Source organism: Luteimonas terricola, assembly GCF_004352845.1.
GTDB lineage: Bacteria > Pseudomonadota > Gammaproteobacteria > Xanthomonadales > Xanthomonadaceae > Luteimonas > Luteimonas terricola.
Genome location: NZ_SJRX01000001.1, coordinates 545,027 through 564,171, shown reverse-complemented (window position 1 = coordinate 564,171; position 19,145 = coordinate 545,027). Strand labels below are relative to the sequence as shown.

17 protein-coding genes and 1 pseudogene are annotated in these 19,145 nt (G+C 63.1%); 7 read left to right on the top strand and 11 right to left on the bottom strand.

The window, feature by feature from the left end; genetic code table 11:
• Positions 1–336: 336 nt before the first annotated feature.
• The 5 genes from E2169_RS02610 to E2169_RS02590 form a co-directional block, all read right to left on the bottom strand.
• Positions 337–1,191, bottom strand: a complete 855-nt coding sequence (locus E2169_RS02610) for a protein NO VEIN domain-containing protein (protein WP_188726134.1) — start codon at positions 1,189–1,191, stop codon at positions 337–339.
• Between the two features lie 121 nt (positions 1,192–1,312).
• Positions 1,313–2,383: a PD-(D/E)XK motif protein gene (locus tag E2169_RS02605; RefSeq protein ID WP_132985040.1), complete on the bottom strand. Its 1,071-nt coding sequence runs from the start codon at positions 2,381–2,383 to the stop codon at positions 1,313–1,315.
• Positions 2,380–4,965, bottom strand: coding sequence for a Z1 domain-containing protein (locus E2169_RS02600; protein WP_207918352.1), 2,586 nt, complete (start codon positions 4,963–4,965; stop codon positions 2,380–2,382). Before E2169_RS02600 ends, E2169_RS02605 begins: the two co-directional genes overlap by 4 nt.
• Before the next feature lie 233 nt (positions 4,966–5,198).
• Positions 5,199–7,130 carry a GmrSD restriction endonuclease domain-containing protein gene (locus E2169_RS02595; RefSeq protein ID WP_132985038.1) on the bottom strand — a complete coding sequence of 644 codons (1,932 nt, stop codon included), beginning with the start codon at positions 7,128–7,130 and terminating at the stop codon, positions 5,199–5,201.
• Positions 7,127–8,482, bottom strand: a complete 1,356-nt coding sequence (locus E2169_RS02590) for a DNA cytosine methyltransferase (protein WP_207918351.1) — start codon at positions 8,480–8,482, stop codon at positions 7,127–7,129. The genes E2169_RS02595 and E2169_RS02590 overlap by 4 nt, the downstream gene beginning before the upstream one ends.
• Before the next feature lie 464 nt (positions 8,483–8,946).
• On the opposite strand from E2169_RS02590, the gene E2169_RS02585 reads away from it, so the two are divergent.
• From E2169_RS02585 to E2169_RS02570, 4 genes are all read left to right on the top strand, one after another.
• Complete coding sequence (locus E2169_RS02585; RefSeq protein ID WP_132985036.1) at positions 8,947–9,480, top strand: restriction endonuclease; 534 nt, start codon at positions 8,947–8,949, stop codon at positions 9,478–9,480.
• Between the two features lie 135 nt (positions 9,481–9,615).
• Positions 9,616–10,227: a hypothetical protein gene (locus E2169_RS14320; RefSeq protein WP_207918350.1), complete on the top strand. Its 612-nt coding sequence runs from the start codon at positions 9,616–9,618 to the stop codon at positions 10,225–10,227.
• Between the two features lie 268 nt (positions 10,228–10,495).
• Positions 10,496–10,777, top strand: a complete 282-nt coding sequence (locus E2169_RS02575; protein ID WP_132985035.1) for a hypothetical protein — start codon at positions 10,496–10,498, stop codon at positions 10,775–10,777.
• Positions 10,778–10,895: 118 nt separating this feature from the next.
• Positions 10,896–11,735, top strand: coding sequence for an amidohydrolase family protein (locus tag E2169_RS02570; protein ID WP_207918349.1), 840 nt, complete (start codon positions 10,896–10,898; stop codon positions 11,733–11,735).
• 64 nt (positions 11,736–11,799) lie between these two features.
• Here E2169_RS02570 and E2169_RS02565 read toward each other — a convergent pair whose 3' ends face one another.
• The 3 genes from E2169_RS02565 to E2169_RS02555 all read right to left on the bottom strand — a co-directional run bounded on the left by E2169_RS02565 (position 11,800) and on the right by E2169_RS02555 (position 13,687).
• Positions 11,800–12,099 (bottom strand): HigA family addiction module antitoxin, encoded by a 300-nt coding sequence (locus tag E2169_RS02565; RefSeq protein WP_132985034.1) that lies wholly within the window; start codon positions 12,097–12,099, stop codon positions 11,800–11,802.
• Positions 12,100–12,324: 225 nt separating this feature from the next.
• Positions 12,325–12,753, bottom strand: a complete 429-nt coding sequence (locus E2169_RS02560) for a hypothetical protein (RefSeq protein WP_132985033.1) — start codon at positions 12,751–12,753, stop codon at positions 12,325–12,327.
• Positions 12,707–13,687 carry an N-acetylmuramoyl-L-alanine amidase gene (locus E2169_RS02555; RefSeq protein WP_132985032.1) on the bottom strand — a complete coding sequence of 327 codons (981 nt, stop codon included), beginning with the start codon at positions 13,685–13,687 and terminating at the stop codon, positions 12,707–12,709. The genes E2169_RS02560 and E2169_RS02555 overlap by 47 nt, the downstream gene beginning before the upstream one ends.
• A 538-nt stretch (positions 13,688–14,225) precedes the next feature.
• On the opposite strand from E2169_RS02555, the gene E2169_RS02550 reads away from it, so the two are divergent.
• Together E2169_RS02550 and E2169_RS02545 are read left to right on the top strand one after the other, a co-directional pair.
• Positions 14,226–15,686: a Fic family protein gene (locus tag E2169_RS02550; protein WP_207918348.1), complete on the top strand. Its 1,461-nt coding sequence runs from the start codon at positions 14,226–14,228 to the stop codon at positions 15,684–15,686.
• A 251-nt stretch (positions 15,687–15,937) separates the two neighbouring features.
• A pseudogene (locus E2169_RS02545) lies at positions 15,938–16,093 on the top strand (transposase); the annotation flags it as partial.
• A 33-nt stretch (positions 16,094–16,126) separates the two neighbouring features.
• On the opposite strand, the gene E2169_RS02540 reads toward E2169_RS02545, so the two are convergent.
• On the bottom strand, positions 16,127–17,494 hold the full coding sequence (locus tag E2169_RS02540; protein WP_132985030.1) for a Fic family protein: 1,368 nt from the start codon (positions 17,492–17,494) through the stop codon (positions 16,127–16,129).
• A 246-nt stretch (positions 17,495–17,740) separates the two neighbouring features.
• Between E2169_RS02540 and E2169_RS02535 the strand changes: the two genes are divergently transcribed.
• The gene (locus E2169_RS02535; RefSeq protein WP_132985029.1) at positions 17,741–18,136 is read left to right on the top strand and encodes a hypothetical protein; all 396 of its coding nucleotides are present in this window, start codon (positions 17,741–17,743) and stop codon (positions 18,134–18,136) included.
• Between the two features lie 102 nt (positions 18,137–18,238).
• On the opposite strand, the gene E2169_RS02530 is transcribed toward E2169_RS02535, so the two are convergent.
• Together E2169_RS02530 and E2169_RS02525 are read right to left on the bottom strand one after the other, a co-directional pair.
• Entirely contained in the window at positions 18,239–18,523 is a 285-nt protein-coding gene (locus E2169_RS02530) for a helix-turn-helix domain-containing protein (protein ID WP_132985028.1), read from the bottom strand.
• 99 nt (positions 18,524–18,622) lie between these two features.
• The gene (locus E2169_RS02525) at positions 18,623–18,916 is read right to left on the bottom strand and encodes a helix-turn-helix domain-containing protein (RefSeq protein ID WP_132985027.1); all 294 of its coding nucleotides are present in this window, start codon (positions 18,914–18,916) and stop codon (positions 18,623–18,625) included.
• Between the last annotated feature and the right edge of the window lie 229 nt (positions 18,917–19,145).

Here is a 19,145-nt window from a genome sequence, read left to right as displayed (position 1 = left end):
GCTGCGTGCGGCATTTCCTAGTAACCATTTTCGAAAGCCGGTTCTCAATGAGGTAGCTAGGACACGGCTTGGGACGGGTCGCTTTGGTGTATTGCAGATTGTGTTGATGGCCGGGGCGCTGGTTGTAGGGGCGACAGGCTCACGTCTCATGCGTTTCGGGGGCAGCCCCCGGACAAGTCGATTTATAGCGCTGCGAGCATAGCGGCGCGGATCATTCATTACCTGAGGCCGGGCCGTAAGCTGTCGAGTCTGGCGGGAGTGCAACGGGCTAACAATACTGTGCGCCAGCGCACGAACGCGCTTGCGCGCCAACGACGTGGCAGGAGTGGTCCCGTTCTAGTTTGCTAGTTCGGCCCAAAAGGAGATCGGGTCGAGCCTGCAGTGATCCGATATTTCGCCTGTCAAACTGAAAATGCGCGCTCGATTTCGGAAATTGAATATCCGGTACAGATGGTAGGATGGTGCATCGGTTCCGGAACGCGCTAGTTCATTTCGACTGACAAAGAACGGCGTTAGTTCGTCGAAAGAGGTTGTCTTGACCTCGATAAGCCGCTCGCGACCGTCTTCCTCAAATGACAGGACATCGAAGCCCAAGCCATCGCCCTGGGTGGCCGCAACGTGTTCAATCCGGTCAGCAAGTGTCTTCTTGCCTGCTGCATGGAGGCGTTGAGACTCCAGTTCCAGCACGAAGAGTTCGCCCGCCTTGCCCAGTGAGCGATTGCGAGCTTCCTGGGCGAGGTAGTCGCGGCGGGCAGGGGAGAATCGTGGCGCATACTCACGCGGCGGGTCGTCTTTGAGCTTACTGGGCTTAGGGGGCAACACCCACGCCTGGTCCAGCGAAGGGGGGGCGATCGCGATCGCGGGTTGCTGTACGGCGTGTTCGGCGGCAATCTGTAGGGGCGGGTTTGTCTGAAGCTGGGATTCGACCACCTCGAGCAATAGCAACTGGTAGTTCTGCAATGCTTTATAGCCATTCACCGTTGGCCAACCCAATTCGCGCATGACGGCGCTGACGTTTCGAAACTTGTACTCAACCGAAGCCTTGCTGCGGCCTTCGAGTCGCTGCATCAGGGCATGGATGCGCTCGGTCTTGTTAAAGTTCTGTCCGTTCAACTGGAGGGCCAGCATCTGCAGGTAATCCGCCACGCAGGCTTCTACCTCTAGGCGCGACCAGTCTTCCCCTGTTGCCATGTGTGCGCTCCCCCAATGCTGCGCAGCTAGGTTAACGGGCCAAGGTTGGAACATCCAGGGCAGACAGGATGTGCTGCTTTTATCTGCCCGGCGTTCTGGTCGCCATCGCAGCAGGCGCGCGTCACCCCTGCTCCCCGTGCAGACCCAAGATCGCCTCAGCGACGCGTCTGCCGCCGGCGACTGGGTTGTCGATGCTGATCGTTGCGGGAAGTTCCACGCGGAAGGTAAGAGACCGGACATCCACATGCTGGTGCGCGACGACATCATCGCGCCTCAGGACCTGGATAGTGGGGTCTGTCATCTCATAGCCACGAATAAAGGTCACGGTGAATGGGGCCGTAAAAGGGGCCTCGTTGGCCATCGTGGGATGTTCGTAGCCAATGCCTGACTCCGAGCCGTACATGGCTACGCGCGCGAGGAACTCGTCGACCAAAGCGCTCGCGCCGGTTGCGTTGAGTCGCTCGACGATGCTCTCCACCAAGCTGGGAATGGACAAGGCAGGCACATCAGGCTCTGCCGAGTGCAGACCGATGCTTACAAGAAGCAGGCGCGCTTCCCCGGGGTTGTCATCAGCAGCAGCGAAAGGCTCGATCTGGTGGACGCCATGGATGGCGTGACTCGAGGTGGTGCGAGTTGTGGTCTTTATCTCGACGCCCGTGCCCTCCCACGTGAGGTCCCTTGCAGAGCGGCGCCACCCATCCCAAGCCTGGACGACCGGCCCGACATGGAGATCGTCTGCGCGGCGGCATAGAGCGTCGAGAAGGAGCAGCTCCCCTACAAGTCCGAGGATGGCGTTCTGGGAGATCTCCAGACGCTTGATGGCGAGCTCCATCAGGGGCTCGGTGACGGCGAAGGCGCGCCCCAGATCGGCGTCAGCTCGCTCGCGTAGAAGTTCAGCGGCAATGAACGCACCGACTTGGTCAAAGTGCCCTAAGGCGGGTAGGAGGATGCGGTTGGCGCTCAACGGCAGCTGGGTGTCACGGTGCCACGAGTGATAGTGAATCGCAGATTTCACGGTGCCAGTCCGAGGCATCAACTGTTCGCCTGCGAGGAACAGTTCCAAATGCCCGCGACTGTTCCGGGCGAAACCGACCACCTGGGCGTCGGTCAACCAAGTGATGGTTCGGTCATCTCCAGCGGTGCCCGGCGGGACGGCGCTGAGTTGGTCGAGAACCTCTTCGTAACTGGTCATGGAACGTTCCTCGTGACGGCGCCCACCCCAGCACGGGTAGCAGAGAACTGCTCGGGGCCTCCCGCAGGCAGGCAGACTCCAACTGCGACCGTGGGATGCGGGTCGTCTTTGTGTTGGTTGACGTAGAAGAGGATCTGACCGTCGGAGTTGCTGGGTCGCCACGCCGTCTTGCTGCTCAACGGTACGGGAAGATCGCGGTGGTAATAGTCGAAATAGACGTCGCCGCGATACTGGCCTGGTCCGGCGTTGGGGTCGCTGGCTCCCCAAGTCGTCTTGAGTTCGCCTCCGATCACCCTTTTCGTGGTGGCGCGGATGTTGAACGGGAGCAGTGCCAGCGGCCCGTTGGACACCGCAGCGCCATCCCCGTAGCGAATTCCGATCCAGAACCGTGGCTGCTCAGTTTTCTTGCGACCGAGGTCGGCGTAGGACCAGAGTTCGCCGGGGTGGCCGGTGACAAAGAGTCCCTTGATCGATCGAGTAACGCTGGCCGACCAGAGTCGAAGATAGGCGGCGATTGCATAGGGGCACGTACGCCGCGTCAGGTCCCCCTCTCTGTGTTTTACGGGCGGCCGGTACAGCGGCGGATCCGGGAGCGGAGCGACTGCGTGCGCCCGGGCTTCGATGCGGTTCCAGAAGTCCGCGTGGAAACCTTCGCTGCCGGGTTGGTAGTCGGCGAAACTGAGGCGGTCCAAGAACTCGGCGGCCTCAGTAAGCTCGAGTGGCTCGTCCAGGATCCGGCCTCGCAGCACGTGGGCGACAGTGAGATTGCTGGACGGTCGGGCGAAGAGTTCCGCCACGACGCGTGCATTTGGATCCGGTTGCCTGCTGTCATTGATGACCGTGACGAAGGGGCGAGCTCCGGGAGACAGCGGAAGGTTGCCGACGCCCGCGATCTTGCCAGTAGCCTCGAAGTTGAGGCCCTGCAAGACAGTCGGCTCAGGGGCACCGCTCATCATGCGTTCGATGATGGCGGTGCGAACCGCTTCGTCGACATCGTGGTAGGCGCGGAAGAGGGTAAGTTGGTCGTCGGAGGCGAAGACGCGGCACAACTCGATGTATGACCCGCGGTACCCGAACCAGCGTTGCATCTGCATCTGGGTGTCGGCCAGCGGGTTAGCCGATGAACGTTGAAACAGCGCTGTGGTCATTCCTTCCAGTGTCAGTCCGCGGGCCATGACGTTCCCTGAGACGAAGATCGTGCTGAGGTCGCGGGCGGCCCTCCACTTGCTAGTTATCGGGTCCTGGCTCGGTGCGTAGGCAGGGCGGTCGTCAGCGTTGGGGTCACTATTGACTACGGCGACCCTTGTCCCCGGGATCACCTCGTTGATAAGCAGAGTTTCGATGGTCTGCCAGTCCGGGAAGGTCTTCGGTGGCAGGACGTCAAACCCATCCTCGATTGCTCTGGTGGAGGCAGTGTATTTGTCGAGCCATTGCGCCCACGGTGCGGGGTCGGCCTCCAGGTCGTTCACCAAGGTGTCGGGGAGCCTGGCGTCACCTGTGTCCAGCAAGTTCCGAGCCGTCGCCCGGTCCGGAATCCCCGCCCAGAGCAAGACGTCCTCAGCGCCCCGGAAGTGATCGAGGATCGCCGCTGACGGGTGGTAGAGCATCGAGTGCGGCGGAGCCACACGGGCAACGGCTTCGTCCTCGGTGTCGAACTGGGCTGTAATGACGGACGCCGGGCCGAGCTTGCTGGAGCGGTGCAGGCGGATGGCGCCTGCCACCAGGAACGCCCGGACGGCATCGGCGAGGTCCTGTTGCGCGGAGTTAGTCGTGGGTATGCACAATCCGGCCGCCTCCGCACGGCGGTAGAAGACCTCGCCGCCGGTGTAGTACGAACGGATCCCCACCGGCTCCGGGTAGGTCGATGATCGAGGGGCGTCGAGGTTGCCAGGGTCGGTCGTGTCCACCGGATGGCCAACGTCGAGCGGAGTCCGAAGAGAGATCATGAAGTCACGCGGCGCCAGGGGGTTGTGATCCTCCTGAAGGAGGTTGGCCTGGGGTGTTGCCGTGTAGGCGATATAGGTCGAGAACAGGTTGCTAGGGGAACCCTGTGGCGGGTCCCAGAGGTTGGCGATCGCACGCGGGATCTGCTTTAACCTGCCGTAGATGGGGTCCTGCGAAGACTCAACAACCGCATCGAGGATCGATCCGTCGTCGGCCTCGTCGTCCAGCACGAGCATGTGGGCGGTACGACCTAGCTCCTTGACCTCGTTGAAGACACTTGTGCGGAGGCTTGCTGCTAAGGCGTGTAGATGATCAGTCTGCTTCATCGCCACGATGATCAGCGGCTTGCCCTGATTCAAGCGTTGCCGAACTTGAGCCGGTGGCAGGCGATAGGTGGTTGTCAACGGGTGCGTCTGTTCGGACAGTGCGATGCCACGCGGTGGGCACAGCAGGCGGCGCTTGATCTTTTGTGCGTTGTCCTCTCCCGAGTCCAACTGTTGCACCAGTCTCTCGTAGGTCTGGCGCCACAGTGAGATACGGGTCCCAGCGAGTACGACGATGATATCCAAGCCGGAGTCGATTGCCAGGGCTGAGACACCCAACATGGAGGCGGTCTTGCCGGACTGGACCGAACCCATAACGAGTCCAGTGCGCGACCGGGGGGAAGACCACTCTTCGGGTTTCGCGGTGTCGGCGGCCAGGATTCCGCGCTCGAGAATGTAGCGGGAGTCTGCTTCAACTGAGGCACGCGCCGTTTCGGTCAGGCCGGTGAGTTGGGCTTTATATCGGACCCACCACGAGTCCACCTGCTCACAAGCGGGCGGCTTGAAGTAGACGTGCTCGACGAGTGGGGCGCTTCCTGGCACTGATCTCAACTCTTCGGCTGGATGAGCATCCGCTGCAACGACGAGTACCCTGAGGACCCGAACTGCTGACGTACGGCCTCAGCCGCTTGAGTAGGTTCGATACCCAGGAGTTCGAGGAGACTCTTGCTAATCCTGGCGATGTAGTCCCACTGGGTCTTAGTCTGCGTCTTGCTGGGGCGCGCCCAGTCCGCGGACTCGTCGCTTGCTGTGCGGATGGCATCACCGTTCGCCTCGATGCGGTCCTCGATGTCGTCCGGTGAGGCCGCCAACGCCATGGCAATTCCCACGAGGGAACCCACAAGTTGAAGTTCCTGCCACTTCGCGCCCTTCCCACCGTCCATGAATTGCGCGGACCACAATTCATCGTGGGATGAGTGGAGTTCGACAGCGTCCACAAGCAGCGAAAACAGCTTAGTCAACGTCGAAGGCTGGGCCAGCGGGTGGGCAGGGTTCTTCTGGATCGCAATCAGCAACTGGTCGATGTTGCGACTGGTCGATGCCAAGTCCTTCCCTGCGGTGTCGTGCACCAAGACCGAGATCACCCACGCGAGAACCTTAGTGCGCTTGTAGCGCGTATCGCCGAAGCCATAGTTCTTCAGCGCCTCGCCGAGGCGGCCAAGATCCGGGACACCACCCAGTGACTCAGCGATTTCGGCGGCGTCAGTGTTCGGGTCGGCGTCCCCGGCGGCGGCGAGAGTCGCGCGGGTGAGTTCGACCTCGTGGAAGACCGCGTTACGGATCTCTTCCGCGTTCAGATGCACGCCCTGCTTGTTATAGAGGCGAAAGACCTCATGGATCTGGGCTTGGGTAGCTTGGGTGTACTCGATTACGGGGATGGTGTACTCCACGACGTCCTCGAATAAAGACTCGACGGTGAGTTGCTGTGCCGCGACGTTGATTTCACGTCCCTTGATCTGCGTGTAGTACTTACCGCGGAGAGGCTCAAGGTACGGCCCGACCAGTCCCCCGTCTCCGGTCGTGCGCAGCTTGAACGGGAAGTAGTAGTCGTTCTCCTGCTTGGAGTTGAGTGCGTAACCCTCCAGCGCCTTCCACGCACGACGGAAGGCAGGGTAGTCCGCATTGAACAGATCCGTCAGATTCCTGCCACCATCGTCGTCGAGCCGTCCCTGTTCGTTGAACTTCTTCCCATTGTGCCGGGCCGTGACCTCCGCGAGCTTCTGTTTGGCGACGGGGTGTTTTCCCACGAATCGAAGGATGGCCGTAAGCCTCTGCTTGCCGTCGACGACCTCGTGCGGAGTGGAAGATCCTGTGCGCAGCAGGATGATGGAGGGCAAGGGGACGCCCCGGAGGATGGACTCCATTAGGGACTGCCGGTCACCATTGCGCCATACGTCGCCCCGCTGGTACGACGGCGTTAGATTCGGCGACTTCTTCGTGAGTTGGAAGATCGGCCAGACTGCCGCCTTTGCCGTGACTGGTTCCGGGGTCACCGCCTCCTCACTCACGTCGATCTCGGCCCACGCGTCAGCCCAAGATTGGGTCGCTGTCGCACGGCTGGTACCCTTGGTCTCAAGTTCTTCGAGAAAGTCGCTCTGCAGCCGACCGGCAATGTCGACGCGTTCGTTTAAACGTTCCAGCGCACGGAGGCTCAGCGGCGGGGCGGTCCCGAGAGCGAGAATGTCACTGGAATCAAGTCCGAGTTCAGCGATGAGCGCCTGGAGGAAGGGTTTGCCGCCCGTGAGCGGGAGATCCTCGCTGAAGCTCAGCCACCCTTGAACCTCAACGAGCTGACTCAGCCAGACGTCAGAGGCGAAGTCGACGTCGTCGCTGCTGAACATCGAAGATACTGGGGGCACACCGTCGGGCGTGTCTGAAGCCTCTGAGAGAGTCGCCAGCCCGTCCGCGAGGCTCTCCAACAATTGGACCCGCGGGTCTTCCTCGTCGAAGTCGTCTTCCTGTTCGATCTGGTCGGTCACGCGGTAGCCCTCAACGGTTCGAAGTCAGAGATAGTGCTCGAAAGTGGCCGGATAAGCCCGTGTAGCAAACGTTCCGCAATCGCTTTGACGACGCGGGCATTAACCGCGTTGCCTAGGGCCTTGTACGCGTCGAGGTCCGATGCGGGCAACTGAATCTCACCTAGACACTGTAGTTCGGCGCACTCGGCCGGGGTCATGTAGCGACGTTCGCCGGCCAGATTCGCACCGAGGATGGGCACCTGGGTCTGCGTGAAGGCGATGAGGCTTGGCGACGTCGTGGGACGCTTAACCCGAAGCCCGGATGCCCGCATCTGTAGCACGAAGTTGTCAATGTCACGATCTTCACCCTGTGCGTTCCACTCCATCTTCTGGAAGCTGGAGTAGAAGTTCTGAGGGCTCCACTGCGCGAGCCAGGGATCAATCCAGGAGCGATTGGCTTGGTAGAACTCGCGGTTTTGCCTGATAAAAGTCCGCTTCCACCGTGGGAAATCGAAGTCGCCGCCGCGATTGGCGTGGCTCGGTATCCTCGTAATTTGTTCGTCAATCGTGCCTTCGAGGGACTGGCCGAAGCTGCCCTTGAAACCCATCTGGCGAAGTCCCCACACGGGTCGGCGAGCCCAAACCCCTGACGGAGTTTCGTCCTCGTACGGGTAGGTTGCTCCAAACTCCATCGACCAGATTGGAAAGGAAGGCAGCTTCAGCGAGGTTGGCGCGCGGCGGAGAAAGTCGCCCCACATGTCGATCGCCCGCATCGTCTGCTCCGGAATCGGACGGCTCGAAGGTACGTCGTGGCGCAGCACCCAGTGGATCTCGGTGGGGGCCTTGTGCTTTGCCGGCCATTCGAAATGATCGAGCCCGTCGATCGAGCCTACAAAGTATGCGCGGTCCCGCACCTGCGGGATGCCAAACTCGTGGGGGGAGAAGTGTTCGACGTCGACGGAGTAACCGAGTTTTTGCAACATGCGGATAATTTTAGTCTTGGTGCGTCCACCGTCGTGCTTGAGGATGTTTGGCACGTTCTCCAATATGAAGAATCGCGGCCGCTTGACGCGCAGGATGTCGTGCACCTTGAAGAAGAGGTTGCCCTGGTTGGTGTCTTTGAAGCCCAGCTGGTCCCCGGCTTTCGAGAACGGTTGGCACGGAAAACCCGCCGTAAGGACGTGGTGATCGGGTACGTGGCAGGCGATGATCTCGTCGCTGCTGAGGTCGTTGAGGTCGCCCCACGCGTCGATGCCAAAGTTGACCTTGTAGAGGGCCTTCAGGATGGGCTCCCGCTCAGCTGCGAACACGCCGCGTCCTTCCAACTCATCGAGGGCGACGTGGAAGCCGCCCAGACCGGCGAAGAGGTCCACGAAACGGAAGACCTCGCTACTAGTTCTCATCGCTCCCGTCCCGTCCGTTCCCTGCCCAATCAGGCGAGGTTGCTTGTGGCGTGTTCAAAGGCTCGCATTTTGTCAACTCCCACCAGAAAAGTCTGCAGCGAGTGTTACATGAGATCCGAGCAAAGAGGGAACTAAGGAGAATGCGGTCCACAAAGGGTCAAGCGCAGGGTTCTACGTCGGGTCGCTTGCCAGCGCTCAGTTCGGGCTCGTCTTCGAGCGCCTGTGTCTGGCGCCTAACCAATTCCACCAGCATGCTGTGTTGGAAATCGAACGCCTCGACCAGGCTGCGATGAAGCGCTGTCTACCGAGATAGATGGTCGCTGGTCCCACCAGCCTTGAGCAGGTCCTCCTGTCCGGATGCGACCGAGACGTGTAGGGCGGCCCCTACGCAGTTGCAAGGGGGTAGAGCCAGCTGAAGGCGTGGATGCGTCTCTCTGCGCAGCATAGGACGCACAGGATCGGATAGGAGCGTCGCAATAGCTGCGACGTGGACCGCCCGGTCTCTAGTCCAATGCAAGCACTGGAACGCCTATCAGGTCCTGCCCAACCCGGGGCACCAGCTGCTCGGCATTATGGTTAACGAACTGGCGACTCGTGCGATCGTCGTCACCGGCGATGGATTCACGCGCGAGGCGACCGTGTTCGACGCCTTCGTCGAAACCGGCCTGTGGGTGCCGCTGTCGCTGCAGGCGGTCAAGACCACGACCGGCAAGACCGCCAAGCACTACGACCAGATCGCTTGGTTCCAGGGCGAGGACTTCGGCCTGAAGCCCAGCGGCCGCGCCGGCAGCATCGACTTCGCCGGCGCGGTGTACCAGGAACTGTCCAACGCCCAGGTCTCACCGCGCGTGAGCGACCACCTGCCGCTGTGGGTGGAGTTCACCACCGACCGCAGCGAGGAGGGCATGGCGCGGGTGCTCGGGGTGGATATTGATGCGCCGGAGCCGTTTGCGGGGGTATTGGATTGAGCTGCACCTCTCTAGACGCAGAAGGTCATATTCTGCCGCGGCTTCGCCCCTCTTCAGTAGTTCTGCGCCCGTAGGCGGGCCAAGTGGCTGGCACGGGACCTGCTCCCTGTCAGGGACTCACAAGGAGGGTGTCCCATGAAGCTCGTTCTCGGATTTCTCGCCGCACTCGTACTTTCGGGTTGCGCATCGTCACATGTGCTGGTGGGTCAGGCCCGCGCACCGATCTCCGCCGAGGAAGTGCGTCTCTACGTAGAGCCTCCGGCGCGCTATGAGACGGTCGCTCTGCTCGAGGCAAGCAATCGCGGTGCGGTCAATTTCACGGACCAGCAGCGGACCAACACGGTCATCGCGCGCATGAAGGAAGAGGCCGCGGCGCTGGGCGCCAACGGCATCCTGCTGCAGGGCATGGGCAACCAGTACGCCGGCAGCATCGGCAGCGGCAACGCCTGGGCCAGCGGCAACAGTGCTTATGGGGTCGGGCTCTCGTCCGCAATCATGAACCGCACCGGCAATGGCCTTGCGATCTACGTGCCGGACGGTGCGCAGCCTGTAGTGATGCCGCAAGCGGCCCCGATCGCAATGGCCCCGGCAGCCGCGCCTCCCGCCGTTTTGCAGGCGGAAGCTATCGCCCCGCAGCCAGCCACCACAGCCCCGTTGCCGGCTGCAGCTCCGGCGCCGGCGCAGCCTCCGTATCAGCCTGATCCGGCGAAGCGCTGTGACGCCTGCGGACGCCTGAAGTTTCCGTAACCGGTCACTCGGAGCAGGGAAGGCGGGAGGTAAGGATGGCGTTTGGGCTGAAGCGTGTGGCTGCGCGTCGTGGGGACGCACTGGCGGCGGAGTCCTGGGATGGGGTCGAACGGTTGCTGGTGGAGTACTGCCGCGGCGAGGGCTATGCCGTGGAGCACTGCGGCACCGTTGGCTGGCGAAGACCTGATCTCATACCCGGGCGTCTCGCTGCTTGAGACCGCTTCCGTGCAAGTTGCCGGAACCCTGTTCCTCCAAAAACGAGACCGACATGTCACAGCGTACGAATCTGTTCGCGTCCGCATTGCTCCTCGTCGCCCTTTCAGGTCCGGCCGACGCCTTCGACAGCTACGCATTCTCCCGTGGCGTGGTTACCACGGGCGACAGCACGTCTGCGCTCATCCAGCGCGGCGGGAAGCCTGATCGCATCGTCACTCTCGAGAATCATCGCGGTGCTGCGGTCGGCGAGCGCTGGGAATATCACCTTCGCGATAAACAGGTGAACTTCACGGTTACCGGCGGCCGGGTGGTGAAGGTGGAGGAGATCCGCTGACGCAGCCATGTCGGGTGCGGGAGCTGCCGGGGAAGAGTGCGTGTTGGCGGTTACCTGCCTGCCCCGCGCACCGAACGCCGCCCGGCGGTATCGTCCCGTGACCACGCCGGAGACGCCCATGCCAAGACTGCTGTTCTTCCTGTTGATACTGCTGACCGGTGGCGCCGCCGCCTCCGGCCCCGTCTTCGACGTACACGTACACATTCGCAATGGCGAAGCGTCGCTCCGGGATTACCTGGCGGACGTCGAGTCGTCCGGAGTGGAGCTGTCCGGTCTTGGCGCGATGTGGTTCGGCGGTCCGCACCAGGCCCGCCAGGGCGAACTGGACGCGATCCGCACCGGCAACGACAGCATCATTGCACTGGCCAAGGCGCATCCGCGGGTAGTGCCCATCGCCACCGTCCATCCCTACGACGAAGCCGCCGCTATCACCGAGCTGGAGCGTGTCGCCGCCGCAGGCGTGCGCGTGCTGAAGCTGCACGCGCACACGCAGGGCTTCGACGTGTCCGATCCCAGGGTCGAGACGCTGGTGCGGCGGGCCGGGGAGCTGGACATGGTCGTGCTTACGGACAACGCCAACATCCTGCCCGGCGACAGCGAGAAGCTGTTCAACCTGGTGCTGCGGGTGCCGGGCACGAAGTTCATCCTCGCCCACATCGGCGGGATGAACTTCCGCTACTGGAACATCGTGGCGCTGGCGCGGACCGCCGACGGGTTCGCGATGGACAACCTGTATTTCGACATCTCCGGGCCGTTGCTGCTGGTGCCGGGCTCGCCGATCGAGGACGAGTTCGTCTGGACGCTCCGCAACGTGGGCATCGACCACGTGCTGCTGGGCTCCGACTACCCGCAGATGGGCCTGGGCGCGGCGGTGGATGCGCTGGAGCGGCTTGATCTGACCGGGGCGGAGAAGGAAAAGATCCGCCGGGGCAACGCGGCCCGGCTCTTCGGGCTGTGAACCGCACTCTGGACCGGAGCAGGCGGGTGCCGTCCCTTTGTACTGCGGCGTGGTGCTGCGCCGGCTATGCCGCGCGCGGACGCACCGTGCGTTCGATCTCGGCCAGCGTGGCAAGCGTTTTCAGGTCGTAGACATTCTGCAGCGCCAACCACGAGGCGGCATCGCCGCCGAAGTGGCGCGCCAGGCGCGCGGCGGTGTCCGCGGTGATGCTGCGGCGCTCGTTGACGATCTCGTGGATGCGCGTGGCCGGCACGCCCAGCGCGATAGCCAGGGCATTGGCGCTCAGGCCCAGCGGTGCCAGGAACTCCTCGCGCAGGATCTCGCCGGGATGGATGGCACGCATGGCATTGATGGGGCGGGTCATGGCGGCATCTCAGTCGTAATCGACGATCTCGACGTCGGCCGCTTCGCGGATCGTGCGGAACGGCCGTGGGCTTCGCCCGGCGAACAACGCTTGCGTGGGCCGGCAGCGGAAGGACTGGATCATTACGTGCACCGTATTACGTGTGACGTAACATCTCGAGTTGCGGATCATTCGACCGGCAGATGGGCTGGCAGAGCCGGTCGTTGGTCTTGACGCCGCCGCCGCTCAGTTTTCGGAGACGATTTCCGGCATGAGGATCACCAGTGGCCCGCACGCGCTGCGCGAGCACCCCAGCAGGCGGACATCGTCACCGGAGCGCCAGGTGCTGGTGCCCGCGCCATTGATCTCGAACGTCCACTCGCGGCCTTCGGCCTGCAGGCGGCCCTTGATCGAGCACGGCAGCCAGTGGAAGTCGTGGAGCCGGCCTTCTGGAAGTTGCTCGCTCAGGCCAAAAAAGGCCTCTGCCTGCTGATGGTCGAGCGACCAGGCACCACATGCGTCCGCTTCGGCCTGGGATGCCCGGGAAGCGTCTGTGGGTTGGTAGCGGGCTGGTGAAATCTCCAGCACGTTGACGTCTGTCAGGGAATCGGGCGCGCGGGGGGTGGCGCTATCGTTGCGGGCCTGCGGCTGGCACGCGCCCAGCATCGGCAGCATCAGGAACAACGCCAGGCGCGGCAGGTGCGTAAAGGCCGGCGCCTTCGCCGGGTGTCTTGCGTGAAATGGCGTCATGTTCGTAAACATCCTCGTCGGTCAGTCCAAAGTTGCGCTGCAGGGATTCCATCAGGCGGTTGATTGCGGCGGCCTGTTCGGGCGTCGGCTCGTCCCAGCGCTGCGTCGCCGGGTGATAGCGGCCGACCACTTCGATGCCGATGCTGTCGGCGTTGCCCGGATAGCGTTCCGGATATGGCCGGCTGGATTCGATCCGGCTGACGGCGCGCACGGCGGGGCCACGCCATTCAGTCTGGCCATTGCGTGCGGCATCGAGTTCGCGCCGGTCGTTCATGGTGATGGTGCCCTCGACTTCCCCGCGCGACCGGATCGCACCGACATGCCAGGCCTGGCGGTCGACGCTGACGGTCTGGTGGATCGTGCCGTCGCGGTCGATCAGGAAATGCGCGCCGGTTCCCGCGTCCCGGGAGCGCCAGGTGGACAGCGTGCTGGCAGCCGTGCTCGATTCCGTGCGATGCAGGACAACGCCGTTGACCTGGGGCATGGGCGCGTGGGAGATGGCGGGAATCGGCGTCTGCGTAATGCCAGGGTCCGTCAGGTAGCCCGTGTGGTCGATTGTCGTGTGGCGGCCGAATGGCATCAGGCTCTGGCTTGCAGGGTGATCCGCGGCCGTTATCGGCGTGCTGAAGAGCAGGATGCTGGGATCGCTGGTGTGGGAGTGATAGCCGCTGCGCGGGGCCGCGAACAGGGATGGCCGCTGGGCCATCGGGTCGCCGGCAAGCACACGGCCCAAATCGCTTGCCAGCATGTGCGGCTGCTTGGTGCGGAGATCCGCATACAGGGCGGCGGCCAGGTTTGAAGCCTGCGCCGGACCCCAGCGGTCGAGTGCGGTGACACCCGCGAGGAGTCGCTGGTACATCTCGTGGTCCGGATGCAGCGGGTCCAACGGCAGGCGGGCTGTGCTTGAGCCGGTCAAGTCGATCCTCCATGTCGACGAGGGGGCATCAACGCTTGGTGCTATGGCCCCCTGGGGCAATGCCGAGCCTAGTCTGTTCTGGCGTCCGGAAACCTCGCCATGGTCGCGAATCCGCGTAGGGACTTCCCGGATTGAAGTTCAATGCATGGTCCGAGGCTTCGGCATGCATGGATGCCTTGCATGCCCATGCAGAAGCACCTCTCGGCCGCGCCCCGGATAGCCGGGACTCCTCCCCGCATGGTGGCGTTCCACTTAGCCCGAGAGCGCCGGTCCGCAGGGGCAGGCGGTTCGTCATCGCGTCGCGAGCTCCGCGCCCGCGGACGCCGTGGGAGGCGAGCGTCATCGCGGGTATCGTTATCTCAGGCCATGCCGAGACAGCCGTTAAATCGCAAAACTTTGCAAAATCTCCGTACTAATCGACATTTGTTTGCTATAAGGGCGCTGTGGAGGCCTTTGAATGGCAAGAAATTGGCTGGACGCAATGCCGGAAGTGTTCCTCTCGACCACCGAACGGTCCAGTGCCGTCTCGCGTGCGGCGTCGAGTGGATTGCTGCGCCGCATCGGGTCGAAGCTCTACACCAGGAACCTGGTCGATCCTCCTGAACAGATCGTCCGTCGGCACCTGTGGCCGCTGGTGGCCGCATACGCGCCCGGCGCGCTGATCGCCGATCGTACCGCGCTGGAGAACGTGCCGGCCCCCGATGGTTCGATCTTCGTCGTCGCCGGACGCGCGCGCGACATCGAGCTGCCGGGCATCACCATCCGCACCCGCAAGGGGGCCGGGCCGCAGCCGGAAGATCGTCCGTTCATCGGTGACCTGTTCATCAGTTCGACGGCACGCGCCTTCCTGGACAACCTGGCCCCGTCCCGTCAGGGCAAGAGCGGTGTCCGGCGCACGCTCGGGCGCGAACAGGTCGAGCAGCGGCTCGACGATCTTGCCCGCCGCAACGGCGCTGAAGCACTCAATCGGCTGCGCGATGAAGCGCGGGCGCTGGCACCCCGGATCGGCCGCGAAGCCGAGTTCGAGGCTTTCGATCGCCTGATCGGGGCGTTGCAGGGTACGCGCAAGGACGATCTGGTCAGCCCGCGCGCACGCGCGCGGCATGCCGGCGCGCCCTACGACCCCGATCGGCTGCACCTGTTCGAGCTTCTTTACCGGGAACTGCGTGCCCTTGCGCCGGCCGGGCGCGCGACACGGGACCGTGGGCCGGAAGCAAGGAGCACGCTGGCATTCTTCGAGGCGTATTTCTCCAACTTCATCGAGGGCACGGAGTTCGAGGTCGAGGAGGCGGCCGCCATCGTTTTTCGTCAGGCGATTCCCCGCGACCGGCCTGCCGATGCCCACGACATCCTGGGGACCTGGCAGCTGGTGTCCGATCCGGTCGAGATGGCCCGGACGCCGGCCGATGCCGACGAGCTGCTGGATCTGCTGCGGCGCCGCCATGCCACCTTGATGGCCGCCAGACCGGAGAAGGGGCCTGGGCAGTTCAAGCGTGAGGTCAACCGTGCCGGTCGGACCGTGTTTGTCGATCCCGATCATGTCGAAAACACGCTGCGGCAGGGATTCGATCTCTACCGCAGTCTGGAGACGGCGTTCGCGCGTGCGGTGTACATGATGTTCCTCGTCTCCGAAGTGCATCCGTTCGCCGACGGCAACGGGCGGATTGCGAGGATCATGAGCAACGCGGAACTGGTGGCCGCAGGCGAGGAGCGGATTCTTGTGCCCACCGTCTACCGCGCGAACTACCTCAGCGCACTCAAGGCGCTGTCGCAGGCACAGAGCCCGGAACCGCTGGTACGGACCCTGGATTTTGCGCAGCGGTGGGTGGCCGCAACGCCGTGGGCGGGTCTGGAGGGCACGCGAGTTGATCTGGAACGCGGCCATGCCTTCATGGATGCAAACGAAGCGGAGAATGCCGGCATCCGCCTGCGGTTGCCTTGATCCGTTGGCAAGGAGGAGCCGCGAGTGCTTGTCAGGAACGTGCCGCCGGTTGATCGCAGGGATCGGCCGACGGCTTTCGCTCAACGGCTTGAGGGCCAGGTTGTTCTGTTCATTCGAGTCAGATCATCTGATCCAGCGTTGCAAAGTGCCCGGAGCCCGCCCAAAGCGACCGGTTGCCAATTACATAGAGCGCTTCCTTTGTGAACCGCCCCGGCTTTTCCGGAGGCTCCAACCTTTGAGAGGATGGAGCGATGAAGAAGACAGCAACACGGTATTCTCCCGAGCTGCGCGAGTGCGCGGTCCGGATGGTGCTGGAGCACCAGGGCGAGCACGGATCGCAGTGGGCGGCGATCGCCTCAATCGCCGGCAAGGTGGGCTGCACGCCCGAGTCGCTGCGCCGCTGGGTCTCGTCGGGGGCCTTTGCGGCCATGAACGAGATGTCACACGTTCCCTTGCGCGCCAATCCACTCTCTGAACTGCTGCGGGCGCAAACGGTATCTGGCGATATTGCCTTCATGGAGTTGATGCAATTCGTTGACCACGAGAGCGACAACCTCGTTGAGTTCTTCAGCGGGGACGTTGTGCTGTAGCAGGCGCTTGATCGCATCGACATCGTCGCGACGGATGCCGCCTGTGACGATCGCCCCGATGACCTGTTGCAGAACCTCGCGATATTGCAATCGCAATGGATCAGGATCCGGCAACACATCCCGGATGACGGTGAAGCGGCGGCAGGAGCGTTCGTAGGCCCAGACGAAGACATCGCGCAGCAACTCGACCCGATTGAGCTCATAGACGCCCAGCGTGCCTTCGATGTATTCGTCCCTTGGTACATCCACGAACGAAAGCGGAGCCAGGTTCTGCTTGATCAGCGGAATGTTGGCCGCCAGGCGCGACGTGCGTTTGTTGACGTCATCGAAAGGTTGCAGATACGGCAGCTGCACCATGACGAAGAAGGCCTGTTCGAACGGGTCTTCGATCGCCGCAGCCTTGTCCAGCACCAGGTCGAAGTATTCATCGATCTGCTGGGGGATGGCGAGTGGATGGAATACGGAGTTGCCGATCCCCACTTCGATACGCCTGATCCGGCCTCCTGCGGCGGCGTCGGGCAGCAGGTTGTCCGCCAGCAGGGCATGCAGGTTCTGCAGGGTGTAGCGATTGAAGCCGATCTCCTGCGCCTGATCGACCAGCATTTCGATGGCCGCCTTGTGGTTGAGGATCATCTGGGCCTCCAGGCGATCCTTGCCCTCGGCCTCATGTCCGAACTCGATCAGGTTCTGCGTGTCCAGGCGGTTGTAGGTGTTGCCCTCAAGCCGGCTGGAGGACCACGACAGGTCGATCAGCAGCCGATCCAGGATTTGTCGCGCGTAGGTGCCGGCGTAGCGGTCGATCACTGGCGAGCGCCCCATGCGGTGCAGCCGCTCGCGCAGTGGCGCAGGGAGATAGGCCGTCCGGTTTGGCACATAGTCGGCCAGAAATTCCCGTGCATACCCGACCGGCATGCGTTGCTCGATCGGGCGGCGCACGAACGCACGAACCTCCTCTCCTTCCGTGGAAAGTGGAATTGCCGGCGCGGCGCGTTCGATTTCGGTCGCGTCGCGGTCCGCCGGCGTGCTCAGCCTGTAGACGCGCGCGCGCGCTCGGCCGACTGGAACCAGTTTGCCGTCGGATGTCAGGCGCGCCAGATGGCGTTGCAAGGTGCGCTTGGCGACGTCCGGAAGAGTTCGCTGAAGGGCTTCGATACCCAGGCCGTCTTCGCTCAGGCGCATCGCTTGGATGATCGCGTTCCGGAGATCTTCGGGAGGCATGGGTGCTCCAATCGCGCCATGTTTTGACACTACTTCGGCGCGGTAAGTATTGAATGGCGCGATTGTGGCGTGATTGTGGCGCGATTTCAAGTGACGACATGCCGCGACCTAAGTCGCAGGATCTGGGATGCGGCGCGTCCATGCTTTCCGCTACGCAACGAGGAACGAGATGCGAGGCGGGGTGACCCGCTGATTACCCGCCTGCTTGCCTGGGGGCCGGTCACTTCAAGGAATGAGGAGGCGACAATGTCAGGACAGCGTGCGCGGGATTCGGTTGGTGCGGACACTGTGTCGGCCGAAAGCGCGAAATGCGATCCATCAGCCGGCACGGTTGAAACTTCGGTGTACAGACTTGATCTGGAGCAGCTCGATGCCATGGACCGGCTGCTGCGGATCGTTGCCGCGCACGGCGACATCGTGGCCACCATACAGGCGGCCGAGCTGGTGCCCGGCACGCTGCCTGTGATCGGGCAGCTGATCCACGACCATGCGAGAGCCTTGCGCGAGATTCTCGACCAGGTAGAAGCACATCATCCCAGGCAGGCGCACGGTCGACGGGACGGAGTGGATGAGGTGCGTGCAGGCTACATTGCCGGGCCGCTGCGGCTCGTCGCCGGGGGGCAGCGCACCCGGCTGCACTGAGCCGCTCTGCTTCCATTCAAGGGGCTGGTGCAAGTAGTACGTAGGCTGTACGCAAGGGTATCGGCTCGCAAGACACGGCGAGCGAGGTGCCATGCAGCGCTTTCAGTGGTGTTTGCGTTTGCTGCTCCTGAAGTCCCGGATCAGCTGCGCCAGTTCGTCGTCTTCGGCATAGAAGTAGGCAACCGGCACCCCCAGGACGGCGGCCAGCCGCTGCAGGGTCTGCAGGTCGGGCTGGTGGACGCCGGTCTCGTAGCGGTTGATCCGGGTACTTGCGACAAAGTCGTCCAAGCCCGCCTCGATGCCGAGGTTGCGCTGCGAAATGCCATAGACCTCGCGCGCTTCGCGCAGCCTGCGGCTGTAGACGGGGAGCTGCTTCTTGTCAGGCAAGCGGATTCACGTCCCGGAGTTCCATATACGGAAGCTTCCGGAAGGCCGCTTGGCTTCGATACTACGTTGAACGTAGTGCCCAGACTGAGGGAAGCGCGCCTACCGCCGGGTCTTGGCCGGTCTGCGTCTGGGCTTGAAGTCCGCGATCAGCCGCGCGAGCTCGTCGTCCTCGGCATAAAAATATGCCAGCGGCATGTCGAGGGCCGCCGCCAGCTGCTGCTGGATCCGCAGGGCGGGCTGGTGGACGGCGTTCTCGTAGCGATTGATGCGGGTACTGGCGACGAACTCGTCCAGCCCCACCTTGATGCCCAGGTTGCGCTGCGAGATGTCGTATGCCTCCCGCGCCTCGCGCAGCCGGCGGCTGTAGACGGGTAGCTGTCGCTTCTCAGCCAACGTCGCGTTCGTCCGGAATTCCCATATGCGGAAGCTTCCGGAACAGCGCTTGACTTCGATACTACGGTAAACGTAGTGTAGCCATACCTACGTTAAACGTAGCCAATTGCCGTCGCCAGATGCGCTCCGGATGGGGCATGAAAACACGCTGGAACGGCGAGGGCACGAGGCACCGGGGGAAGCCGGTGCGCGCGGGAGAGCACTGTTTCGATTCCAGGCGCAAGCCAGC

What these genes read in the sequence shown, in the direction of transcription:
- E2169_RS02610 (WP_188726134.1), bottom strand. Translation starts at nt 1,191, where the DNA reads ATGGCAACAGGGGAAGACTGGTCGCGCCTAGAGGTAGAAGCCTGCGTG.
- E2169_RS02605 (WP_132985040.1), bottom strand. Translation starts at nt 2,383, where the DNA reads ATGACCAGTTACGAAGAGGTTCTCGACCAACTCAGCGCCGTCCCGCCG.
- E2169_RS02600 (WP_207918352.1), bottom strand. Translation starts at nt 4,965, where the DNA reads ATGGGTTCGGTCCAGTCCGGCAAGACCGCCTCCATGTTGGGTGTCTCA.
- E2169_RS14320 (WP_207918350.1), top strand. Translation starts at nt 9,616, where the DNA reads ATGAAGCTCGTTCTCGGATTTCTCGCCGCACTCGTACTTTCGGGTTGC.
- E2169_RS02575 (WP_132985035.1), top strand. Translation starts at nt 10,496, where the DNA reads ATGTCACAGCGTACGAATCTGTTCGCGTCCGCATTGCTCCTCGTCGCC.
- E2169_RS02570 (WP_207918349.1), top strand. Translation starts at nt 10,896, where the DNA reads ATGCCAAGACTGCTGTTCTTCCTGTTGATACTGCTGACCGGTGGCGCC.
- E2169_RS02565 (WP_132985034.1), bottom strand. Translation starts at nt 12,099, where the DNA reads ATGACCCGCCCCATCAATGCCATGCGTGCCATCCATCCCGGCGAGATC.
- E2169_RS02560 (WP_132985033.1), bottom strand. Translation starts at nt 12,753, where the DNA reads ATGCTGCCGATGCTGGGCGCGTGCCAGCCGCAGGCCCGCAACGATAGC.
- E2169_RS02555 (WP_132985032.1), bottom strand. Translation starts at nt 13,687, where the DNA reads ATGTACCAGCGACTCCTCGCGGGTGTCACCGCACTCGACCGCTGGGGT.
- E2169_RS02550 (WP_207918348.1), top strand. Translation starts at nt 14,226, where the DNA reads ATGCCGGAAGTGTTCCTCTCGACCACCGAACGGTCCAGTGCCGTCTCG.
- E2169_RS02540 (WP_132985030.1), bottom strand. Translation starts at nt 17,494, where the DNA reads ATGCCTCCCGAAGATCTCCGGAACGCGATCATCCAAGCGATGCGCCTG.
- E2169_RS02535 (WP_132985029.1), top strand. Translation starts at nt 17,741, where the DNA reads ATGTCAGGACAGCGTGCGCGGGATTCGGTTGGTGCGGACACTGTGTCG.